General features: G+C 64.7%; 15 protein-coding genes. 9 read left to right on the forward strand and 6 right to left on the reverse strand.

Annotated features, from left to right (window positions below):
* Positions 1–40 precede the first annotated feature (40 nt).
* The 7 genes from PW947_RS04640 to PW947_RS04670 all read left to right on the forward strand — a co-directional run bounded on the left by PW947_RS04640 (position 41) and on the right by PW947_RS04670 (position 8,032).
* A complete protein-coding gene (locus PW947_RS04640) occupies positions 41–250 on the forward strand; it encodes a DUF1656 domain-containing protein (protein WP_299629902.1) in 210 nt (69 codons plus the stop codon).
* Entirely contained in the window at positions 247–1,275 is a 1,029-nt protein-coding gene (locus PW947_RS04645; RefSeq protein WP_299629903.1) for an efflux RND transporter periplasmic adaptor subunit, read from the forward strand. The genes PW947_RS04640 and PW947_RS04645 overlap by 4 nt, the downstream gene beginning before the upstream one ends.
* Before the next feature lie 89 nt (positions 1,276–1,364).
* Complete coding sequence (locus PW947_RS04650; protein WP_299630573.1) at positions 1,365–2,885, forward strand: efflux transporter outer membrane subunit; 1,521 nt, start codon at positions 1,365–1,367, stop codon at positions 2,883–2,885.
* Positions 2,886–3,205: 320 nt separating this feature from the next.
* Positions 3,206–3,412: a hypothetical protein gene (locus tag PW947_RS04655; RefSeq protein WP_299629904.1), complete on the forward strand. Its 207-nt coding sequence runs from the start codon at positions 3,206–3,208 to the stop codon at positions 3,410–3,412.
* Between the two features lie 425 nt (positions 3,413–3,837).
* Complete coding sequence (adh, locus tag PW947_RS04660; protein WP_299629905.1) at positions 3,838–5,358, forward strand: aldehyde dehydrogenase; 1,521 nt, start codon at positions 3,838–3,840, stop codon at positions 5,356–5,358.
* Between the two features lie 105 nt (positions 5,359–5,463).
* A complete protein-coding gene (locus PW947_RS04665) occupies positions 5,464–5,865 on the forward strand; it encodes a DUF779 domain-containing protein (protein ID WP_299629906.1) in 402 nt (133 codons plus the stop codon).
* 220 nt (positions 5,866–6,085) lie between these two features.
* Complete coding sequence (locus tag PW947_RS04670) at positions 6,086–8,032, forward strand: sigma-54-dependent Fis family transcriptional regulator (RefSeq protein ID WP_299630575.1); 1,947 nt, start codon at positions 6,086–6,088, stop codon at positions 8,030–8,032.
* A 33-nt stretch (positions 8,033–8,065) separates the two neighbouring features.
* On the opposite strand, the gene msrA is transcribed toward PW947_RS04670, so the two are convergent.
* The 3 genes from msrA to msrB all read right to left on the reverse strand — a co-directional run bounded on the left by msrA (position 8,066) and on the right by msrB (position 11,427).
* Positions 8,066–8,803: a peptide-methionine (S)-S-oxide reductase MsrA gene (gene msrA, locus PW947_RS04675; RefSeq protein ID WP_299629907.1), complete on the reverse strand. Its 738-nt coding sequence runs from the start codon at positions 8,801–8,803 to the stop codon at positions 8,066–8,068.
* 115 nt (positions 8,804–8,918) lie between these two features.
* Positions 8,919–10,802 carry a cytochrome c biogenesis protein DipZ gene (locus tag PW947_RS04680; RefSeq protein WP_299629908.1) on the reverse strand — a complete coding sequence of 628 codons (1,884 nt, stop codon included), beginning with the start codon at positions 10,800–10,802 and terminating at the stop codon, positions 8,919–8,921.
* 73 nt (positions 10,803–10,875) lie between these two features.
* Complete coding sequence (msrB, locus tag PW947_RS04685; RefSeq protein ID WP_299629909.1) at positions 10,876–11,427, reverse strand: peptide-methionine (R)-S-oxide reductase MsrB; 552 nt, start codon at positions 11,425–11,427, stop codon at positions 10,876–10,878.
* Between the two features lie 173 nt (positions 11,428–11,600).
* Here msrB and PW947_RS04690 point away from each other — a divergent pair, with 173 nt between their 5' ends.
* Together PW947_RS04690 and PW947_RS04695 are read left to right on the forward strand one after the other, a co-directional pair.
* Positions 11,601–12,344 (forward strand): response regulator transcription factor, encoded by a 744-nt coding sequence (locus PW947_RS04690; RefSeq protein ID WP_299629910.1) that lies wholly within the window; start codon positions 11,601–11,603, stop codon positions 12,342–12,344.
* The gene (locus PW947_RS04695) at positions 12,341–13,846 is read left to right on the forward strand and encodes a HAMP domain-containing sensor histidine kinase (RefSeq protein ID WP_299629911.1); all 1,506 of its coding nucleotides are present in this window, start codon (positions 12,341–12,343) and stop codon (positions 13,844–13,846) included. Before PW947_RS04690 ends, PW947_RS04695 begins: the two co-directional genes overlap by 4 nt.
* A gap of 35 nt (positions 13,847–13,881) precedes the next feature.
* Here PW947_RS04695 and PW947_RS04700 read toward each other — a convergent pair whose 3' ends face one another.
* The 3 genes from PW947_RS04700 to PW947_RS04710 all read right to left on the reverse strand — a co-directional run bounded on the left by PW947_RS04700 (position 13,882) and on the right by PW947_RS04710 (position 18,975).
* Entirely contained in the window at positions 13,882–15,258 is a 1,377-nt protein-coding gene (locus PW947_RS04700) for an AcvB/VirJ family lysyl-phosphatidylglycerol hydrolase (RefSeq protein ID WP_299629912.1), read from the reverse strand.
* Positions 15,255–17,852, reverse strand: a complete 2,598-nt coding sequence (gene mprF / locus PW947_RS04705; RefSeq protein ID WP_299629913.1) for a bifunctional lysylphosphatidylglycerol flippase/synthetase MprF — start codon at positions 17,850–17,852, stop codon at positions 15,255–15,257. Before mprF ends, PW947_RS04700 begins: the two co-directional genes overlap by 4 nt.
* A 205-nt stretch (positions 17,853–18,057) precedes the next feature.
* The gene (locus PW947_RS04710; protein WP_299629914.1) at positions 18,058–18,975 is read right to left on the reverse strand and encodes a LysR family transcriptional regulator; all 918 of its coding nucleotides are present in this window, start codon (positions 18,973–18,975) and stop codon (positions 18,058–18,060) included.
* Positions 18,976–19,025 lie beyond the last annotated feature (50 nt).

The following is a 19,025-nucleotide window of genomic DNA, read 5'->3' on the forward strand; positions in this document are numbered from 1 at the left end:
ATCCGATGTCCCTTCTGTCTTTAGCGTTACACACCCCCCGATGATCGGCGAAATCGATATCTTTGGCGTCTTTGTCCCCGCCGTGCTCGTGCTGATGCTGGTCGCGTACCTGATCAATATCGCCGTGCGCGCCGTGCTGGGGCGTGTCGGCCTGTACCGTTTCGTCTGGCATCGTTCCATTTTCGATCTCGGCATCTATGTTCTGGTGCTGGGCCTTGTCGTTGTCGTCTCGCATCGATTCTTAACGTGAAAAAAACCTGGTTCTCCGTCGGGCAGATTCTTCTGACCCTGATCGTCGTCGCGATCGCCGCCGTCGTGCTGTGGAAGATGGTCGACTACTACATGTACACGCCGTGGACGCGTGACGGTCACGTGCGCGCCGACGTGATTCAGGTCGCGCCCGACGTGTCCGGGCTGATCACCCGCGTCGATGTGGTGGACAACCAGCAGGTCAAGCGCGGCCAGATCCTGTTCGTGATCGATCAGGCGCGCTACGCGCTGGCGCTGCGTCAGGCGCAAGCCACGGCATTGCAACGGCACGCCACGCTCGATCAGGCACGCCGCGAAGATGCGCGCAACCGCACGCTCGGCAACCTGGTCGCGGCCGAAGTCGGCGAAGAAAGCCGCTCGCGCGTACAGACCGCCGAAGCCGCGCTGGCCGACGCCGACGTCGCGATCGACACCGCGAAGCTGAATCTGCAACGCACGACCATCGTGAGTCCGGTGGACGGCTATCTGAACGACCGCGCGCCGCGCGTCGGCGAATTCATCGCGGCCGGGCGAGCGGTGTTGTCGGTGGTGGATATGAACTCGTTCCGCGTCGACGGGTATTTCGAAGAAACCAAGCTGCGCGGCATCGATATCGGCCAGGCTGTCGATATCAAGGTGATGGGCGAGCCGAAAGTGTTGCGCGGTCACGTGCAGAGCATCGTCGCTGCAATCGAGGACCGCGACCGCAGCCAGAGTTCGAATCTGCTGCCGAACGTGAATCCGGCGTTCAGCTGGGTCCGGCTCGCACAACGGATTCCCGTGCGCGTCGCGCTCGACAAAATCCCGAGCGACTTCCGGATGATCGCCGGACGCACGGCGACGGTATCGGTGCGCGGTCTCGGACCGTCGATCGGTCATCAACCGGCGTCCGGCGCGGCCGCGTCGGGCGGCGCGAGCGCGAGCGCGGCTCAAGGTGCGAGCCAGCCTGCGACGATGGAATCGCCGGCGTCCGCCATGCGCGCGCCCGCGTCCGCCACCCACGCAACGTCGGGCGCTGCGCAATGAAGCGGACCGCCCTGCTGTCGAACCCGCCGGCCGGCGCAGCGTCGTCTGCACGCCGGTCGCGACCATCACGAACGGCACGAACGCCGTGGATGCCGGTCGCCGCGCTTGCGCCGCTGCTGGTTGCATTGAGCGCCTGCACGACCGTCGGGCCGAACTATTCGCTGCCGAACGACGCCGCCGTCAACGCGCCTTACGCGAACGCGCCGATCGTCGGTGCGGACAGCGCGCCCGTCACGCAACAGCCGGTGCCGGCGAACTGGTGGCAACTGTACGACGATCCCGCGCTCAACGAACTGGTCACCGACGCGCTCGCGTCGAACACCGACCTGCGCGTCGCCGCCGCCAATCTGGCGCGCTCGCGCGCCGCGCTGCAAGTGGCGGATTCGCAGGGCGGATTCTCCGGTAGCGCGTCGGCAACATTCGAGCGCGCTCAGGAATCGGCCGAGCAATATCTGGAATTCAGCAAGTTGCCGGTCGACAACCTCGGCGACGTCAACCTCAGCGTGTCGTACGAATTCGATCTGTTCGGCAAGCTGCGACGCGGCGTCGAAGCCGCGCGAGCGGACTCCGACGCGGTCGTCGCCGCTGGCGATCTGGCGCGCATCACGGTCGTCGCCGATGTGGTTCGCGCGTATATCGAATCGTGCTCGGCCGCCGAAGAACTGACGATCGCGCGGCAATCGCTGGCGTTGCAGAAGCAGCGCGTGTCGCTGTCGCAGCGTCTGCGCGACGTTGGACGCGGCAATCAGACCGAAGTGACGCGCGGACAGACGCAAAGCGACACGCTCGCCGCCGATATTCCGCGCTTCATCGCGCGCCGCCAGATCGCGCAATATCAACTGGCGATGCTGCTCGCGCGCGCGCCGGCCAATTTGCCGCCCGCCGCGCTGAGTTGCACGAAGCTGCCGCAGTTGCGTCAGCCGATTCCGGTCGGCGACGGCGCGGCGCTGCTCAAGCGCCGTCCCGATGTGCGCCAGGCGGAGCGCCAGCTGGCGGCCGCAACCGCGCGGATCGGCGTCGCGACCGGCGCGCTGTATCCGTCGATCTCGTTCGGTGCATCGACGGGCCTGGTCGGTTTGCTCGACGACTTAGGCACGTCGCCGACCGCGCGCTGGAGCTTCGGTCCGCTGCTTAGCTGGACCTTCCCGGCAAACGGTCAGCGCGCGCGCGTGCGTGAAGCGGAAGCATCGACCGCGGGCGCGCTCGCGCACTTCGACGGCGTCGTGCTGAACGCATTGCGCGAAACGCAGACCAGTCTCGCGACCTACGCCGCCGACGCGCAACGCGCCGATGCGCTGCAATCGGCGCACCGCTCGGCCATCCAGTCCGCCGACGAAACCCATCGTTTCTATCGCGCGGGCCGCGAATCGTATCTGTCCGATCTGGACGCGACGCGCACGCTGACGTCGGTCAGCGCGCAGGTTGCGGCCGCCGAAGGCCAGGTCGCCGTCGATCAGGTCAATCTGTTCCTCGCGCTCGGCGGCGGTTGGGAAAACAGCGCGGCGACGCCGGGCGCGGCGGCAGTTCCTGCCGCGGCTTCCGCTGCGGTTTCCGGCGCAGCCGTCCAGACGGGCGAATCGCCTGCCGTCACAAAAGATTCAGCAAAATAATATCGATCAGGCGTGCGATTAATCGTTCGCCTGATTACCGCGCAATTCACGCTGTTATAGCGGTATTTGCGCTTTCTGGATTAAGCATTACGCGGTGGATAATTGCCTGTTTAGCGGGCAATTCACCTGCGACGCGTTATTGCGATTCACCGCCATTACCGCCCGGCACAAGCGGTATTCAATGGCCCATTCAGCATCGATTCATTCTCCCGGAAAGAAAAAGTAATTGATTTTCCTTATGGGACGGGCGATTCCAGTGTATTCTTTCGCCATCACAAACGTATGACGAATTATAAATAATGGCTCAAGAAGCATTCTTTATGGCACGTCACAGCGCAGTTGCGTTGCTGGTGATGACCCGTAAATCGTTATTCGAAAGAGTGGGTGCCGCGGTCGGAACCGACCGGAATCAACTCGAAGACCGTTTAACCAAAGTCGAGCAACTGGTGCTCGACGTACGCGCGTGCCGCGTCGATTCGTTCGAAATGCCCACCAGCCTCGCCTACGTCACGATTTCCGCCGGTTGACCCGCGACATTCCGCTTTCGTCGCCTTCCGCTCGTACCCGGCCTCTCGTCTCAACCTTCCAGCATCACCCGCCCTTCTGTCCCGCTTCACGTCGTTCCGCTCGTCTCGCCTGACTTCCCGCCGCGTTAGCACCTTGGCGCGCCGCGATCCGTGACACCGCTGTTCAGGCGATGTGTTCCGTTTCAGCACACGTGATACACCCGGCGCGCCGTCGCGACACACATTTCCCGTTGCGCCTGCACACGCTTGCATCGATCCGCGCGCGCCGCCGGTTCCGTCAACACGTGGCCACGCGTCGCGCGTCATCGCGGCCGCGCACCCCGCCGCCGTCCGCAAGCGCGCTGGCACGCATCTCGCACTCATCGTTCCCGCCTGCATTGGCAACCGCTGCGGCGGTCATTCCACAACATGCGAGGAGCACGCACATGAATCATGCAGAAATGCAGTATCTGCCGACTGAATTCCCGTTCAAATCGCAGTACGACAACTTCATTGGCGGCAAGTGGGTCGCACCGCTCGACGGCGAGTATTTCGACAATATCTCGCCGATCACCGGCCGGCCGTTCACGAAGGTGGCGCGGTCGAAAGAAGCGGACATCAATCTCGCGCTCGACGCCGCGCACGAAGCGCGCGTCGCCTGGGGCAAGACCTCGGTGACGGAGCGCTCGAACCTGTTGATGAAGATCGCCGATCGCATCGAAGCCAACCTGCAACGCCTCGCAGTCGCGGAAACCATCGACAACGGCAAGCCCTTGCGCGAAACGATGGCCGCCGATATCCCGCTCGCAATCGACCACTTCCGCTACTTCGCGAGCGCCGCGCGTTCGCAGGAAGGCTCGCTCTCCCAGATCGATAACGACACGGTCGCGTATCACTTCCATGAACCGCTCGGCGTGGTCGGCCAGATCATTCCGTGGAATTTCCCGATCCTGATGGCGACGTGGAAGCTTGCGCCCGCGCTCGCGGCCGGCAACTGCGTCGTGCTGAAACCGGCCGAACAGACGCCCGCGTCGATTCTGGTGCTGGTCGAACTGATCCAGGATCTTCTGCCGCCCGGCGTGTTGAACGTGGTCAACGGCTTCGGACTCGAAGCGGGCAAACCGCTGGCGTCGAGCAAGCGGATCGCCAAAATCGCGTTCACTGGCGAAACCACCACCGGCCGCCTGATCATGCAGTACGCCAGCCAGAACATCATTCCGGTCACGCTGGAGCTCGGCGGCAAGAGCCCGAACATCTTCTTCGCCGACGTGATGAACGCCGACGACAGTTTCTTCGACAAGGCGCTCGAAGGCTTCACGATGTTCGCGCTGAATCAGGGCGAAGTCTGTACGTGTCCGTCGCGGGTGCTGATCGAGGAAAGCATTTACGACCGTTTCATCGAACGGGCGTTGAAGCGCGTCGCGGCGATCGGTCAAGGGCATCCGCTCGATCCGAAGACGATGATCGGCGCGCAGGCGTCGCAGGAACAGCTCGAAAAAATCCTGTCGTATATCGATCTCGGCAAGCAGGAAGGCGCGCAATGCCTGACCGGCGGCGAGCGAAACGCACTGCAAGGCGAACTCAGCGAAGGCTATTACGTGAAGCCGACCGTGTTCCGCGGTCACAACAAGATGCGGATTTTTCAGGAGGAAATCTTCGGACCGGTGGTCTCGGTGACGACGTTCAAGAACGAAGCCGAGGCGCTCGATATCGCCAACGACACGTTGTACGGTCTCGGCGCGGGCGTCTGGACGCGCGACGGCACGCGCGCATATCGCTTCGGACGCGAAATCCAGGCGGGTCGCGTGTGGACCAACTGCTATCACGCGTATCCGGCGCACGCGGCATTCGGCGGTTACAAGCAATCGGGCATCGGACGTGAGAATCACAAGATGATGCTCGATCACTATCAGCAAACGAAGAACCTGCTGGTCAGCTATAGCGACAAACCGCTCGGGTTCTTCTGACGCGTTCTGATCGAGTCTGATGTCTTCTGATCCCGTCTGATTTCTGGACGTGTTGTGCGGCGGATCGCGCAAGCGATTCGCCGCGTTACTTTCCGAGGCACCGTCATGGGCGACACCGACAACGCAGTGACCCAGCGCGTGGTGGCGACACCCGCCGCGATCGCGCTGATCGAAAAACTGAAAGCGCAGCACGGCGACCTGCTGTTTCACCAGTCCGGCGGCTGCTGCGACGGCAGCGCGCCGATGTGTTTTCCGCTGGGCGAATTCATGGTCGGCTCATCGGACGTAAAGCTCGGCGAGATTGGCGGCGTGCCGTTCTACATGAGCGACTCGCAATTCGAGTACTGGCAGCACACGCAACTGATCATCGACGCCGTGCCCGGCAACGGCGGGATGTTTTCGCTCGAACGTCCGACCGGTCTGCGCTTTCTGACGCGCTCGCGCCTGTTCGACGACGTGGAGTCGGCATGGCTCGACGCGCATCCGGTCGAGCGCGTCACGAACTGACGGTGATCCAGGTGGTAGAGTGTGTCGATCTACGGAATGCCGTGCGGACCGGATGGGCGTCGAACCCGCGCATCCGGACGTCGTGTCTTCGCAAAGCGCTGCCATGAAGTGGCGCGCGAAGCTCACGAGCCGCCACGGCCAACGGAGGAGACGCATGGATTTCAACCGCGCTGTTGCGGGCCGCACGCTTGCGCTATCGGGCGCGAGTACGGGCGCGAGCATGACGCTCGACGTCATCCGTCAATCGCACGAGCGTTCGCGCAGCTTCGGCCTGTCGGACGGCATGCGGCCGGATTATCGTCTGCTCGACACCGCCGACCTCGCCATCAAACGCGACCAGAACCGCTGCCTGTGCGCGCATGCGCTGCCGGTGATGGAAACGCTGTATGGCCAGATCGCCAACACGCACAGCATGGTCGCGTTGACCGACGCGGACGGCCTGATCCTCCACTCGCTCGGCGACGACGATTTCCTGGCGCGCGCCGAACGCGTGGCACTGCAACCCGGCGCGCTGTGGAGCGAAGCGCATCAAGGCACCAACGCCATCGGCACGACGATTGCCGCCGGTCTCGCCACCACCGTACTCGGCAACCAACACTATCTGCGCGTGAACCGCTTTCTCGCGTGTTCGAGCGTGCCGATCCTCGATCCGTTCGGCGCACTGCTCGGCGTGCTCGATGTGACGGGCGACAGCCGCAACCATCATCAGCACACGATGGCGCTCGCGAAGATGTCCGCGCAAATGATCGAAAATCATCTGTTCACGAGCGCCTTTCCCGACGCGTTATGCATTCATTTTCACGGCCGGCCCGAGTTTCTCGGCACGTTGATGGAAGGCATCGCCGCGTTCACGCCGGACGGCCGCTTCGTCTCGGCGAACCGTAGCGCGCAGTTCCAGTTGGGTTTGTCGCTGGCGGCGTTGCGCGCGCATACGATGTCGTCGCTATTCGATCTGTCGCACGGCGAACTGCTCGCACAGATGCGTCACCGTGCAGCGCGCGAACAGCCGATGTCGCTGTGTCTGCACAGCGGCGTCAGCGTATTCGCGAACGTGATGTGGCGCCGCGCAACTTCCGTGACGCTCGACGAAGCCACGCCGCGCGAGCCGCATCCGGTTGCGCCGGTACGATCGGCGGTTGCGGCTACGTCGTCGGTCAAGCTGTCCGGCTTGCGCTATCTGATGACAGGCGACGAACGGGTCGCCACGCTGGTCGAACGCGTGCGCAAAGTGATCGGCAAGGACATCGCGCTGTTGATCGGCGGTGAAACCGGCACCGGCAAAGACGTGCTGGCGCGCGCGGTCCATCGCGATTCGCCGTGCGCGGACGGCCCGTTTATTGCCGTCAACTGCTCCGCGATTCCCGATTCGCTGATCGAAGCCGAACTGTTCGGTTACGACGAAGGCGCGTTCACCGGCGCGTCGCGACGCGGCGCGCCCGGCAAGATCCTGCAAGCCGACGGCGGCACGCTGTTCCTCGACGAAATCGGCGATATGCCGCCATCGCTGCAAACGCGTCTGCTTCGGGTGCTGCAGGAACGCACGGTGACGCCGCTCGGCAGCACGCGCGTGATTCCCGTCGAGTTCTCGCTGATTTGCGCGACCAATCGCAATCTGCGCGACGGCATCGAGCGCGGCGCGTTTCGCGAAGACCTGTATTACCGGATCAACGGCATGAACGTGACCTTGCCGCCGCTTCGCGAACGCACCGATCTCGCCGCGATCGTCGACAAGATCCTGCGCGCGGAGCGAAGTGGCGAAACGCCGGGCGCGGCGGCGGTCACGTTGTCGCCGGAGGTGATGGCGGCTTTCGTCCGACATCGGTGGCCGGGCAACGTGCGTCAACTCGCGAACGTGCTGCGGACTGCCTGCGCAATGCTCGACGACGGCGAAACCGTGATACGCGACGAGCATCTGCCGCAAGACTTCTTCGACACGCCGGGCGCTCGTCGCACGGACGTCGATGCCGGCGATACCGCGCCGGACCTGGCCGCGTCGCCTGTCTTGCAGAATGCGACAGCGCGGCTCGACGAACTCGCGCTGTCGGCGGTGGCGTCGGCGCTGGAAATGCATCGCGGCAACGTGTCGGCGGCGGCGCGGATGCTGGGCGTCTCGCGCAACACGTTGTACCGGAAGATGAGCGCGTTAGGCGCGAAGCGCACGCGTTGAGCCGCGTGCGGATAACGACGCCTACACCAACGCCTACAACGACGCCTTCAGCAACACCGGATCGTTGCGCCAGACGTCCGGGAACATCTTCTTCAGATAATCGACCTTCGGCATGTCGTTGACGACGATGTACGGATAGTCGGGATGCAGCACCAGGAAGTTCTGGTGATACGCCTCAGCCGGATAGAAACCCTTGTAATCCTCGACACGCGTGACGACTTTCGCCGGAAACACGTGCGCGCTGTCGAGTTGCGCGATATACGCCTGCGCGACCGTGCGCTGCTCTGGATTCATCGGGAAAATCGCCGACCGATATTGCGTGCCGTGGTCCGGTCCCTGATAGTCCAGTTCGGTCGGGTTATGCGCGACCGAAAAGAAAATCTGCAGCAGACGTCCATACGTGATCTGGGTCGGATCGAACGTAATCTGCACGGATTCCGCATGTCCGGTGTCGCCGCCGCTGACGGTCTCGTACTGCGCCGTTCCCGCCGATCCGCCGCTGTAGCCGGACGCCACCTGCCTGACGCCGCGAACGTGCTCGAACACGCCCTGCACGCCCCAGAAACAGCCGCCCGCGAACACCGCCGTCTCGCTGTGCTTCGTCGCGACCACTTTCTCGTCCTGCGCGGGCGCCGGAATTTTCGTCGCGTCTTCCGCCGAATTGGCGACGCGCTGCCACACCGCCGCGCTCAGCGCGAGCACGACGACGCCTGCCAGCTTTGCCTTCGATGATCGCGTCCAGCCGGATGTGCCGTGATTCGATAGAGCCATGATTGCCGTCCTTCAAAGGTTCGTTGATTCGTTACTGCATGATCGATGCGCGACGCTCGATGCACGACATCAAGCTCATGTACGTAGCGCCACGCGTGGCCGGATTCACGGCCGGTCAGCCGAAGGTGAACGCATACGCCTCGACGCCGGAATCCAGGAATTCGATGGCGAACGTGTGATCCGCGACGTCGCCGGTTTGACGGACCAGTTGATACAGCCGCTGTTGCGTGACCGTGCCGCTGCCGTCGGCGGCGATGTCGGTGCCGTGCGCGTTGCCGGGCGCCGCGCCGTCGATGCTCACGCGAAACCGCACCGGCTTGCCGTCGGCGCCCGGACCGAGCACCAGATGCAGATCGCGCGCATGAAAGCGGTAGACGATCTGGCCGTTCCGGGCGGCGAGCGTCGCGTGTTCGGCGCCCACGTTCCATGTACCGGCCAGTCCCCAATCGTTCACCGACGGCTGTTGCGGCGCGCGATACGCATGCGCCTTGTCCTGCGCTTCACCGCCCGGCGACACGAAATTCTCCGCGCGCTGATAGCCGATATAGGTTTCCGGCGACTGCATGTCGGCGTTATCGGCGGCGGCCTGCACGCCGGTGACTTTCATCGCGCCGCCGGTCGCATTCGTCAGACCGGTCGGGACTTTCGATACGTCCGCGTGACCGGCTTCGGCCAGCAGTTGCTGGATCACTTTCTCCGATTCCGCGTAATCGCCTTCACCGAAGTGGTGATAGCGGATCTGTCCTTTCGCATCGATGAAATAGTGCGCGGGCCAGTACTGATTGTTGAAGGCGCGCCAAATCGCGTAGTTGTTGTCGATTGCGACCGGGTAATCGATGCCCAGGTCGTGCGTCGCCTTTTTCACGTTGTCGATATTCCGCTCGAACGCAAATTCCGGTGCATGCACGCCGATCACGACCAGCCCGTCATCCTTGTACTTTTGCGCCCACGCATTCACGTACGGCAGCGAACGCAGACAGTTGATGCACGAGTACGTCCAGAAATCGACCAGCACGACCTTGCCGCGCAACGCCTGAGCGGTCAGCGGCGGCGAATTCAGCCATTGCACCGCGCCGCTCAACGGGGGCAGCGTGCCTTCGACCGGCAGCGCGGCCGGTGCGCCGCCGACGGCCTGCGCAGTGCGCATCATCGCGCCGCCCGACGCGCTCATCGTCGCGTTGCTGTCGGTCGGGATCGGCACGGCGGAATTGGCCGTCATCGCGGCCGTGTCGGCTTTCATCGACGGACCACCTGGATCCTGCGCACCGCTCGCATGGCCGGAGAGCCTATCGACGAGTTTCTCCTCGATGCCGCCGGTCGCGACGGTCGAGACCTTGGCCAGCACGCCGGTATCGAGCCCGAGGCTGATCGCGGCCACGCCGCACAGCATCGCCGCGCCGATCCCGCGCCGGACCCATTCGCCCGCGCCCAGCGAGCGCTTCATCGCGGCAAACACCCGGCCGCCGATCAGCAGCGCCACCGCCAGCGACGTCGCCGCGCCGGCCGCATACGCGATCAGCAGGAACGTCGTGCCGACGCTCGCGCCGCGCAATGCCGCGCCGGTCAGCACGAGACCGAGGATCGGTCCGGCGCACGGCGCCCACAGCAGGCCCGTCGCGATGCCGAGCACGAACGACGACCCGGCGCGCGCCGGTCGGCCGTCGGCCTGCGCGAATTCGGTCAGCCGGTTGCCGGCGCTGACGAACGGCTTCATCAGATGATCGGCGAGGCGCGGCAGCAGCAAGGTCAGCCCGAACACCGCGAGCAGCACGATCGCGGCCCAGCGTCCGACCTCGTTCGCCTGGGTCACCCAGCCGCCGCCGACAGCGGCCAGCGTCGCGACCAGCGCGAAGGTCAGCGCCATGCCCGCGAGCAGCGGCAAACCGCTGCGCGTGAAGGGTTGATCGGCCCGCGAGAAGACGAACGGGAGCACAGGCAGGATGCACGGGCTGAGAATCGTCAGTGCGCCGCCGAGATAGGCAAGGACAAGGAGAAGCATGATGGCGTCGGGTTCGTGGATGGGCGTGATGTCGGAATCGGGGCGTGCGTGACCTTCAGGACGTTCGGCGCGCTCAGGCGGCCGACGGGCGGAACGTCATCGCGAGGCCGTTCATGCAATAGCGCAGGCCGGTCGGTTTCGGGCCGTCGTCGAAAACGTGACCGAGATGACCGCCGCAGCGCCGGCAATGCACTTCCGTGCGGACCATCGCGAACGAGCCGTCTTCGCGGGTCGCGACAGCGTGGTCGAGCGGTGCGTAGAAGCTGGGCCAGCCGGTATGGCTGTCGAATTTGGTCCGCGACGCGAACAGGTCGAGCGTGCAGCCGGCGCATGCAAACACGCCCGCGCGGTGCTCGTCGTTCAACGGACTGGTGTAGGGACGCTCGGTGCCTTCTTCGCGCAACACTTCATACTGGGCGGAGCTCAGACTTTTGCGCCATTGCGCGTCGGTGTAGCTGACCTCGAATTTCGCCGCTGCGGCGCTCCCGGTGTCACCGGTCGCACCGTTCGAATCGGCGGCGGCCGATGGCGTGGCGGCCAGCGCGCGCCAGCCGGTAAGGGCGGCGGCGGAAAGCGCGGTGAGTGCCGCGCCGCCCGTGAACAGAAACTGTCTGCGGCCTGCCATGATCGTGTCCTCGAAGAAGCGTTGGAAAGTGAGGCGATCGTAGTCCTCGCGTGGTGTCGAAGTCCTCACGGAAACTTAAATTAAATGTGATAACTCGCGCCGCCGGAATCGCGCAAAATGCCCCTAATCCCGTCATCGGCCCGCATAGGGCGAGCCCAACCCGCCAAACCCGTATGGATCAACCGAAACGCGTTCTGATCGTCGAAGACGACGTCGATATTGCGAATGTGCTCAGTCTGCATCTGCGCGACGAGCGCTACGAAGTCGTGCACAGCGCCGACGGCAACGAAGGCTTGCGCCTGCTGGAACAGGGCGGCTGGGACGCGCTGATCCTCGATCTGATGCTGCCGGGCGTCGATGGTCTGGAGATTTGCCGGCGTGCGCGCGCAATGACCCGTTACACGCCGATCATCATCACCAGCGCGCGGTCGAGCGAAGTGCACCGCATCCTCGGTCTCGAACTCGGCGCGGACGATTACCTCGCCAAACCGTTCTCGGTGCTCGAACTGGTGGCGCGCGTGAAAGCGTTGCTGCGGCGCGTCGATGCGCTCGCGAAGGATTCGCGGCTGGATGCGGGCAGTATCGAGCTCGACGGCCTGTCGATCGATCCGGTCAGGCGCGAAGCGTCGGTGGACGGCAACCCGCTCGATCTGACGCCGCGCGAGTTCGATCTGCTGCATTACTTCGCGCGGCATCCAGGCAAGGTGTTTTCGCGGATGGACCTGCTGAACGCGGTGTGGGGCTATCAGCACGAAGGCTACGAACATACCGTCAACACGCATATCAACCGGCTGCGCGCGAAGATCGAAGCCGACCCGACGCAACCGGCCCGGATCCTGACCGTCTGGGGTCACGGCTACAAGCTCGCCAGCCACGCGGGCGGCGCACCGGCAGCGCACGATCGGGGCGCATCGTGAACCTGACACTGACCCAACGGCTGTCGATCGTCTTTTCCGTGCTGCTGCTCGCGTGCTGCGGCGCGTCGGCGTGGCTGCAAATCCGCTCCAGCGATCTGCATCAGAAAGAGGTGATTCAGGATCTGTCGCGCGATCTCGCCGCGCATATCGCGGGCAATTCGGCGTTGATGGACACGAACGGTTTCCGGCCCGACGCGGTGCGGCGGTTGTTCGGTCAATTGATGGTGGTGAATCCGAGCGTCGAGGTGTATCTGCTCGACAGTCAGGGCAATATCAAGGGACACGACGCGCCGGCCGGTCATCTGAAGCGCGAACACGTGGACGTTCAACCGCTGCGCCAGTTTATCGCCGGTGACGCATTGCCGATTCTCGGCGACGACCCGCGCAGCGCCGACGGCAAGAAGGTGTTCAGCGCCGCGTATATCCGCACGCCGGACGGCGCGCGCCCCGGCTACATCTACGTGGTGCTGCTCGGCGAAGCGCACGACGAACTGGCCGCGCGCGTGGCCGCCAGCTCGGTCTTGCGCAACACGTTGTGGTCGATGGCGCTGGTCGCCGTGCTGGGGTTGCTGGCCGGGTTGATGGCATTCGGTTTCATCACGCGGCCGTTGCGCCGTCTGACCGATGCGATGCGCCGTTTCGACGCGAACGGCGAGCCCGACCGTCAACCGGGCGTACCGCGCAGCGCGGCGGCCGGATCGCGCGACGAAATCGCGGTGCTCGAAAACACGTTCTCGCAAATGGCAACGCGGATCGGCGAACAATGGCGCGCGTTGACGCAGCAGGATCAGCAGCGCCGCGAGCTGGTCGCCAATATTTCACACGATCTGCGCACGCCGCTGACGTCGCTGCATGGCTATCTGGAGACGCTGTCGCTGAAGTCGGACACGCTCGAAGAAACCGATCGCAAGCGCTATCTGGCGATCGCGCTCGCGCAAAGCGTCAAGGTGGGCAGTCTCGCGCAGGCGCTGTTCGAACTGGCGCGGCTCGAACATGGGATCGTGCAACCGGCGCTGGAAGATTTCTCGCTGGTCGATCTGTTGCAGGACATTTTCCAGAAGTTCGAACTCCCCGCCGAAGCGCGCGGCATCCAGCTGCGCGCGGGGATTCCGCAGCGCTTGCCGAACGTGACGGCGGATCTGGGGATGATCGAACGGGTGCTGACGAACCTGCTCGATAACGCGATTCGTCATACGCCGGCGGGCGGCGTGATCAATGTCGATCTGGCGCATCGCGACGGCCGGGTGTCGGTGACCGTCAGCGATACCGGCTCGGGCATTCCGCCGGAGCGGCGCGCTGCGTTGTTCCAGCGGCCGTTCAGTTCGGCCGGCGCGCATCGCAGCGGCGGGCTCGGACTGTTGATCGTGCAGCGGATGCTGCAACTGCATCGCAGCGAGATTCACCTGGTCGATCGCCCGGGGCCGGGCACGGTGTTCCGCTTCGATCTGCCGGTGGCGGGAAGCGTGGTCGCCGGGTTGGTGGCGGGGCAAACGAGGGGGTAGCGGCCGCATCCGCGAGGATGTGCCGCCTTGGTTCCCTATTTCCGCAAGCCCGCCAGAATCCGCTTCTCCAGCGCCGAATAATCACCGCCGAAGTGATGATCGCCCTGCGTCTTGATCACGTCCACGCCGGTATTCGTCAACGCCGGACACAGCGTTTCCTTCTCGTTTTCGCCGTAGAAGCATTGCACGATCTTGACCGGCAGCTTCGAGAATTCCGGTTTGACCGGCAACGCGTTGTCGCTGGCGGGCATGCCGAGCCAGCCGCCCACGCGTATCTGGAAGTCGGCGTCGGGCGCGAAGCCCAGCAGCGAAATCAGCGCAACCTTGTCGCGGACCGCGTCCGGCAGACGGTTGTACGCGAACGGCATCACGTCGGCGCCGAACGAATAACCGACCAGCGCGACACGGCTCGCATGCCAGCGCGACGCATACGTCTGGATCACGCGCGCCAGATCGTGACTGGTCTGCGCGGGCGTCTTCTCGCTCCAGAAATACCGCAGGCTGTCCCAGCCGACCACCGACACGCCGTCCTTGCGCAAATTCTCGCCGATCGTCTTGTCGAGGTCGCGCCAGCCGCCGTCGCCGGACATCACGATGGCGAGCGTGCCGTCCGGATGCAACGCCGGCAATTCGACCAGCGGCAAGTCCGACACGTCTTCCTCGTTCGACGTCGCCTGATGCAGATGCGGCGTGATCAGCGCGACCAGCTTCGCCGGTTCGGCGTCGGCGGCCATGTTGGCGGCGGTTTCGACGAAACCCGGCAAACCCTTGCCGCGGCTCACGGTCGGATCGGGCGGGCACGGCTGAAAACGCGGATCGGCATCATGCGCGGCATCGACCGACACCGCGCCCGCGATCGTGTTCGACGGCGCCTGCGCCAGCACCTGCATCGCCAGCGCGGCGCCAGGGCCGGTGCCTGCGACGATCGGCGCGAAATACTGGCTCGATTGCGACTGGCGTTCCAGTTGATGGCTCACCGCTTCCGCATCGCCCACCAGTTGATGGCAGGTTTCCTTCTTCGCCACCAGATTCGCCGCATAACGCGCCGTGTCCACGCCGACCACCATCGCGCCGGCATGCGCGAGCGCATCGGCGGTTTGCCGGTCGGCCGTGCCCCAGCCGGTTTCGCGCGAAAACAGCACGACGAAGCCGCGCATCGCACCAGCCGGTTTCCATACCGACACATCGCCGTATCGACCGCCGGACACCGTGGTCGCGCCATCGGCGGATTTCGGTGCTTCGGCGGCTTGCGCAACCGGTGCGGCGAGCGCGGCCGGTTTGACGTTTTTCGTCGATGCCGACCCGACGTTCTGTGCGGCATCTGCCGCGACCATCGTGCCGATCGCACCTGCAACAGCGCACGCCACCACGCTCGCGGACGCCGCGAGCTTACCAATCCAATGCAATTTCATGAACGCCGGCCTCCCGCCAGCAACGACAGATCGGCGAGGGTAAAAAACACGCCGACAGAGCCGGAAGCCGCCAGATAGCGCGGCTCCCAGTGCGGCTGGAACTTGCTTTTGAAAGTCCGCAGTCCGCGAAAATTATAAAAACGGCCGCCGAAACGCCACATCATCCCCGCCAGTTGATGCCAGCGCGACGACAGCGGCGTCGGTTCCACGCCGGACAACGGCGCAACGCCGAGACTCAGCGACCGGAATCCGGCTTCCTTCAGATGCAGCGCCAGTTGCGTGAACAGATACTCCATCGCCACCGACGACGCTTCCGCCAGATGACGCATCACGCCGACCGTGGCTTCAGTGTTCATATCGGTGGTCATGAAGGTCAGAAACGCGACCGGCACACCCTGCTGACGCACCAGCATCACCGATTGCGCAAGCAGGTAATCGTCGGTGAACGCGGCGACCGAGAAACTCTTCTCGCGCGCGTCGCGCGTGCCGAGCCAGCCGTCGGAAATGGCGCGCAGCGTCGGCAACGCGTCCTGAACCTGCGCCGGTTGCAGCACTTCGACCGTCAGACCGTCGCGCTCGCCGCGCTTCAACGCATAACGCAGATGCGCGCGGTGCGAACCCTTCAGGTCGAAATCGTCGAGCACGACATGCGCTTCCTCGCCGAGCTTCATCAGCGTCAGACCGGCGTCCAGATACAGCGGCAGCGCGTTCGCGCGCACCTGATAGAACGCGGCGCGACCGCCGTGCGCATGCGCCATCGCGACGAACTGGGCGATCAACGCCGCCCATTCCGAACGCGGACCGACCGGATCGTGCAGCGCGGCCCACGTGCGGCCATGCTTGGCGTACATCAGAAACGCTTCGCGCGACTCGGAAAACAGGAAACTCTTGTCGCCCATCAGCGCGAGACCGGCATCGCTGCGCTCCTGCGCGCGGACGATCCGCGCGGCATCGCACAAGTCCTGCTGCGCGGGCTTCACGAAACGGCCCGGCGCGGGACGCAGCAACTGCCAGCACGCCAGCATCGCCGCCAGCACGGTCGCGGCCAGCGTCGCGCGCAACGCGCGCGGCGCGCGTTCGTCGAACGCGAATTGCCACCAGAGGTCGCGCGTGTACGGAATATCGCGGAATGCGAACAGCATCACCCACACCGCCAGCATCAACACCATCGCGACCGACACCAGCCAGCCCGGCGTAAAGCGCCATGCGAACAGCGACGAGCGACGGTTGAAGCGGCCGCGCGTCGCGAGCAACAGCACGATCAGCATGCCGAGCACGCTCGCTTCGACGAACGCCAAACCCTTCGCGAGCGACAGGCCGAGGCTCAACGCGGCCAGCGCGAGCGTCAGCCACCACGCGGCGTCGAGGCGGCGCATCAGCCCGCGCGCGACGAACAGCAGCAGCACGCCGACCAGACTGCACAGCATCTGCGAGCTTTCGAGCACCCACAACGGCAGCATGTCGCGCAGAATCGCGATCCGTTGCCAGAACGCGGGCGTCGCGCTGGAAATCACCAGCATCCCGCCGACGACGAAGGTCACGAGACCGAGAAACAGCGGCGCCAGCGACGACACGCGCGCGGCCCGATGCAATTGCAGACGGTCGTGCAGCGCGCGGCCTTCGAAACCGGCCAGCAAACCCGCCGACACGATCAGCGGCACGCCGAAGTAGATCGCGCGGTACGCCAGCAGCGCGGCGACCATGTCGTGCGTCTGCAAGCTGCCGCCGAGCGTGAACATCATCGCGGCTTCGAACACGCCGACGCCGCCGGGCGTATGGCCGATCATGCCGAGCAGCATGGCCGCGCCGTACACGGTGATAAACGTGATAAAGCTGACGTTTTCGACGTGCGGCATCACCGCCCACAGCGCGAGCCCGGCCGCGACGACGTCGATCACCGCCAGCGCGACTTGCGCGACGAGATCGCGTCGCGCCGGAATATCGAACGAAAGCCACGTCCAGCGGGTGCGAATTTCGCGCGTTTCGCGACGGCAACCGGCTGCCGCCAGCGCCAGCAACGCGAGCAGCACGATGCCGGCAACCTTCAGCACGACCGGCGGCAAATGCAGCAGCGGCGCGAGCATCGTGCTTGCGCAGACCATGCCGAGCGCGGTCATCAATACCAGCGCGAGCGCCAGCGAAACACTGGTGAACACCGTCATCCGGCCGATCTGCGCGGGCGTCACGCCCGAGCCGCCGTACACGCGCGCACGCACCGCGCCGCCTGTCAGCGCGCCGAAGCCGGTGGCGTTGCCGAGCGCGGAACCGGTCGTCGCACCGATCCACAGCGCGCCGCGCGATACCGTCGTGCCGACGTAGCGCAAGCCGACTGCGTCGCGCCCGACCAGCGCCACGTAGCTCAACGCGGTCGCGCCGAGCGAGCCGACCCATTCGAGTGCGGACAGATTGCGCAGATCGCGCATCACGGAGCGGTAATTGACGACTTCGGACAGATGCTGAAGCACCAGCAGCAGCAATCCGCAGACAAGCAGCGCGAGCAGCGGCGATACGAGGCGTTGATTGCAGGCGGCTTTCGACGCGCGATCCAGCAACGCGATGACACGGCTACGGTTGTCGGTGTTTCGGTCAGACATGTGTTCTTGCGGGTCCTGCGAGGGCTGGCCAGGGACGCTGACCAGAGGCGCATCGAGTGCGTGCGACGTCGTACTCTTTGACGATTACAACGGGATAACGGTTTTTTTGAGAAAAGGTTGACAGTGGACCGTTTAGTTAAGGGGCGACACCCCAAACTTCGCCCTTCCCGCTGCTATCTCGCGGCAACCCGCAGACGGGCCTGCGTCACGACATCGCTTGTGCGCCCGAGCTGACCCCTTCCGCGATAAAGCGTTCCAGCAGCCAGCGGGTCGCCGGGCCTTTACGCGACTCGAGCTTGTAGATCATCGAAAACGGGTAACGCAGATGGGTGCGGTCGGCCAGCGGCAGACGCACCAGCGCGCCGGTTTTCAGGTCGTCTTCGACGATATGCGCGGGCATCGAGCCCCAACCCAGTCCGGCGAGCAACAGACGGTGCTTGGCGTCGAGATCGCCGAGCCGCCAGGTTTGGGTCGCGTACACGCCGAAATTGCGGCCTTCGGTCATCCGGCTGCGGTCGGACAGCACCAGCTGGGTGTGCTCGCGCGCGGCGGACACCGGAATCGAGTCGCCGAATTGCGCCAGCGGATGACACGGCGCGGCCACCACTTCGAGCCGCGTCGCGCCGGCGGCGGCGGCTTCGATCGAATCCGGCCAGCTTTCCTGCGGGCCGGAAATGCCCAGACCGCTTTCTTCGTCGACGACCAGTTTCAGCACGCCGCCGAGCGCTTCCATTTGCAGCTTCAGCGCGACCGTCGGAAATTGCCGCGCGAACGCCTGAAGCACAGCCACCAGTTGCGCCGACGGATACATCACGTCCACCGCCAGCGACACCTCGCCTTCCAGACCTTCGGTCAGACCCGCCGCGCGCGCGGTCAGTCCGCGCATCAACAGATCGACGCGGCGTGCGTCGGTCATCATCGCGCGCCCGGCTTCGGTCAACACGGGACGCCGCCGCGCGCGCTCGAACAGCGCGCAACCCAACTGCGTCTCCAGCGTCGCGATCGTATAGCTGACAACGGATTGCGCGCGGTCGAGCGTCTCGGCCGCGCGCGAAAAACTGCCCGCTTCGGCAACGGCCAGAAAGACCCGCAACTGGTCCAGCGTAGGGGAACGATCACGCATGAGTATCGAAAATTTAGATATTAACGATCAAGTTTAAGCCATTGTTTCTG

The organism is Paraburkholderia sp. (genome assembly GCF_028283785.1).
Lineage (GTDB): Bacteria > Pseudomonadota > Gammaproteobacteria > Burkholderiales > Burkholderiaceae > Paraburkholderia.

Excerpts from the sequence above, each read along its gene's own strand:
- PW947_RS04640 (WP_299629902.1), top strand. The coding sequence starts at position 41 with ATGATCGGCGAAATCGATATCTTTGGCGTCTTTGTCCCCGCCGTGCTC.
- PW947_RS04650 (WP_299630573.1), top strand. The coding sequence starts at position 1,365 with ATGCCGGTCGCCGCGCTTGCGCCGCTGCTGGTTGCATTGAGCGCCTGC.
- PW947_RS04655 (WP_299629904.1), top strand. The coding sequence starts at position 3,206 with ATGGCACGTCACAGCGCAGTTGCGTTGCTGGTGATGACCCGTAAATCG.
- adh (WP_299629905.1), top strand. The coding sequence starts at position 3,838 with ATGAATCATGCAGAAATGCAGTATCTGCCGACTGAATTCCCGTTCAAA.
- PW947_RS04665 (WP_299629906.1), top strand. The coding sequence starts at position 5,464 with ATGGGCGACACCGACAACGCAGTGACCCAGCGCGTGGTGGCGACACCC.
- PW947_RS04670 (WP_299630575.1), top strand. The coding sequence starts at position 6,086 with ATGACGCTCGACGTCATCCGTCAATCGCACGAGCGTTCGCGCAGCTTC.
- msrA (WP_299629907.1), bottom strand. The coding sequence starts at position 8,803 with ATGGCTCTATCGAATCACGGCACATCCGGCTGGACGCGATCATCGAAG.
- PW947_RS04680 (WP_299629908.1), bottom strand. The coding sequence starts at position 10,802 with ATGCTTCTCCTTGTCCTTGCCTATCTCGGCGGCGCACTGACGATTCTC.
- msrB (WP_299629909.1), bottom strand. The coding sequence starts at position 11,427 with ATGGCAGGCCGCAGACAGTTTCTGTTCACGGGCGGCGCGGCACTCACC.
- PW947_RS04690 (WP_299629910.1), top strand. The coding sequence starts at position 11,601 with ATGGATCAACCGAAACGCGTTCTGATCGTCGAAGACGACGTCGATATT.
- PW947_RS04700 (WP_299629912.1), bottom strand. The coding sequence starts at position 15,258 with ATGAAATTGCATTGGATTGGTAAGCTCGCGGCGTCCGCGAGCGTGGTG.
- mprF (WP_299629913.1), bottom strand. The coding sequence starts at position 17,852 with ATGTCTGACCGAAACACCGACAACCGTAGCCGTGTCATCGCGTTGCTG.
- PW947_RS04710 (WP_299629914.1), bottom strand. The coding sequence starts at position 18,975 with ATGCGTGATCGTTCCCCTACGCTGGACCAGTTGCGGGTCTTTCTGGCC.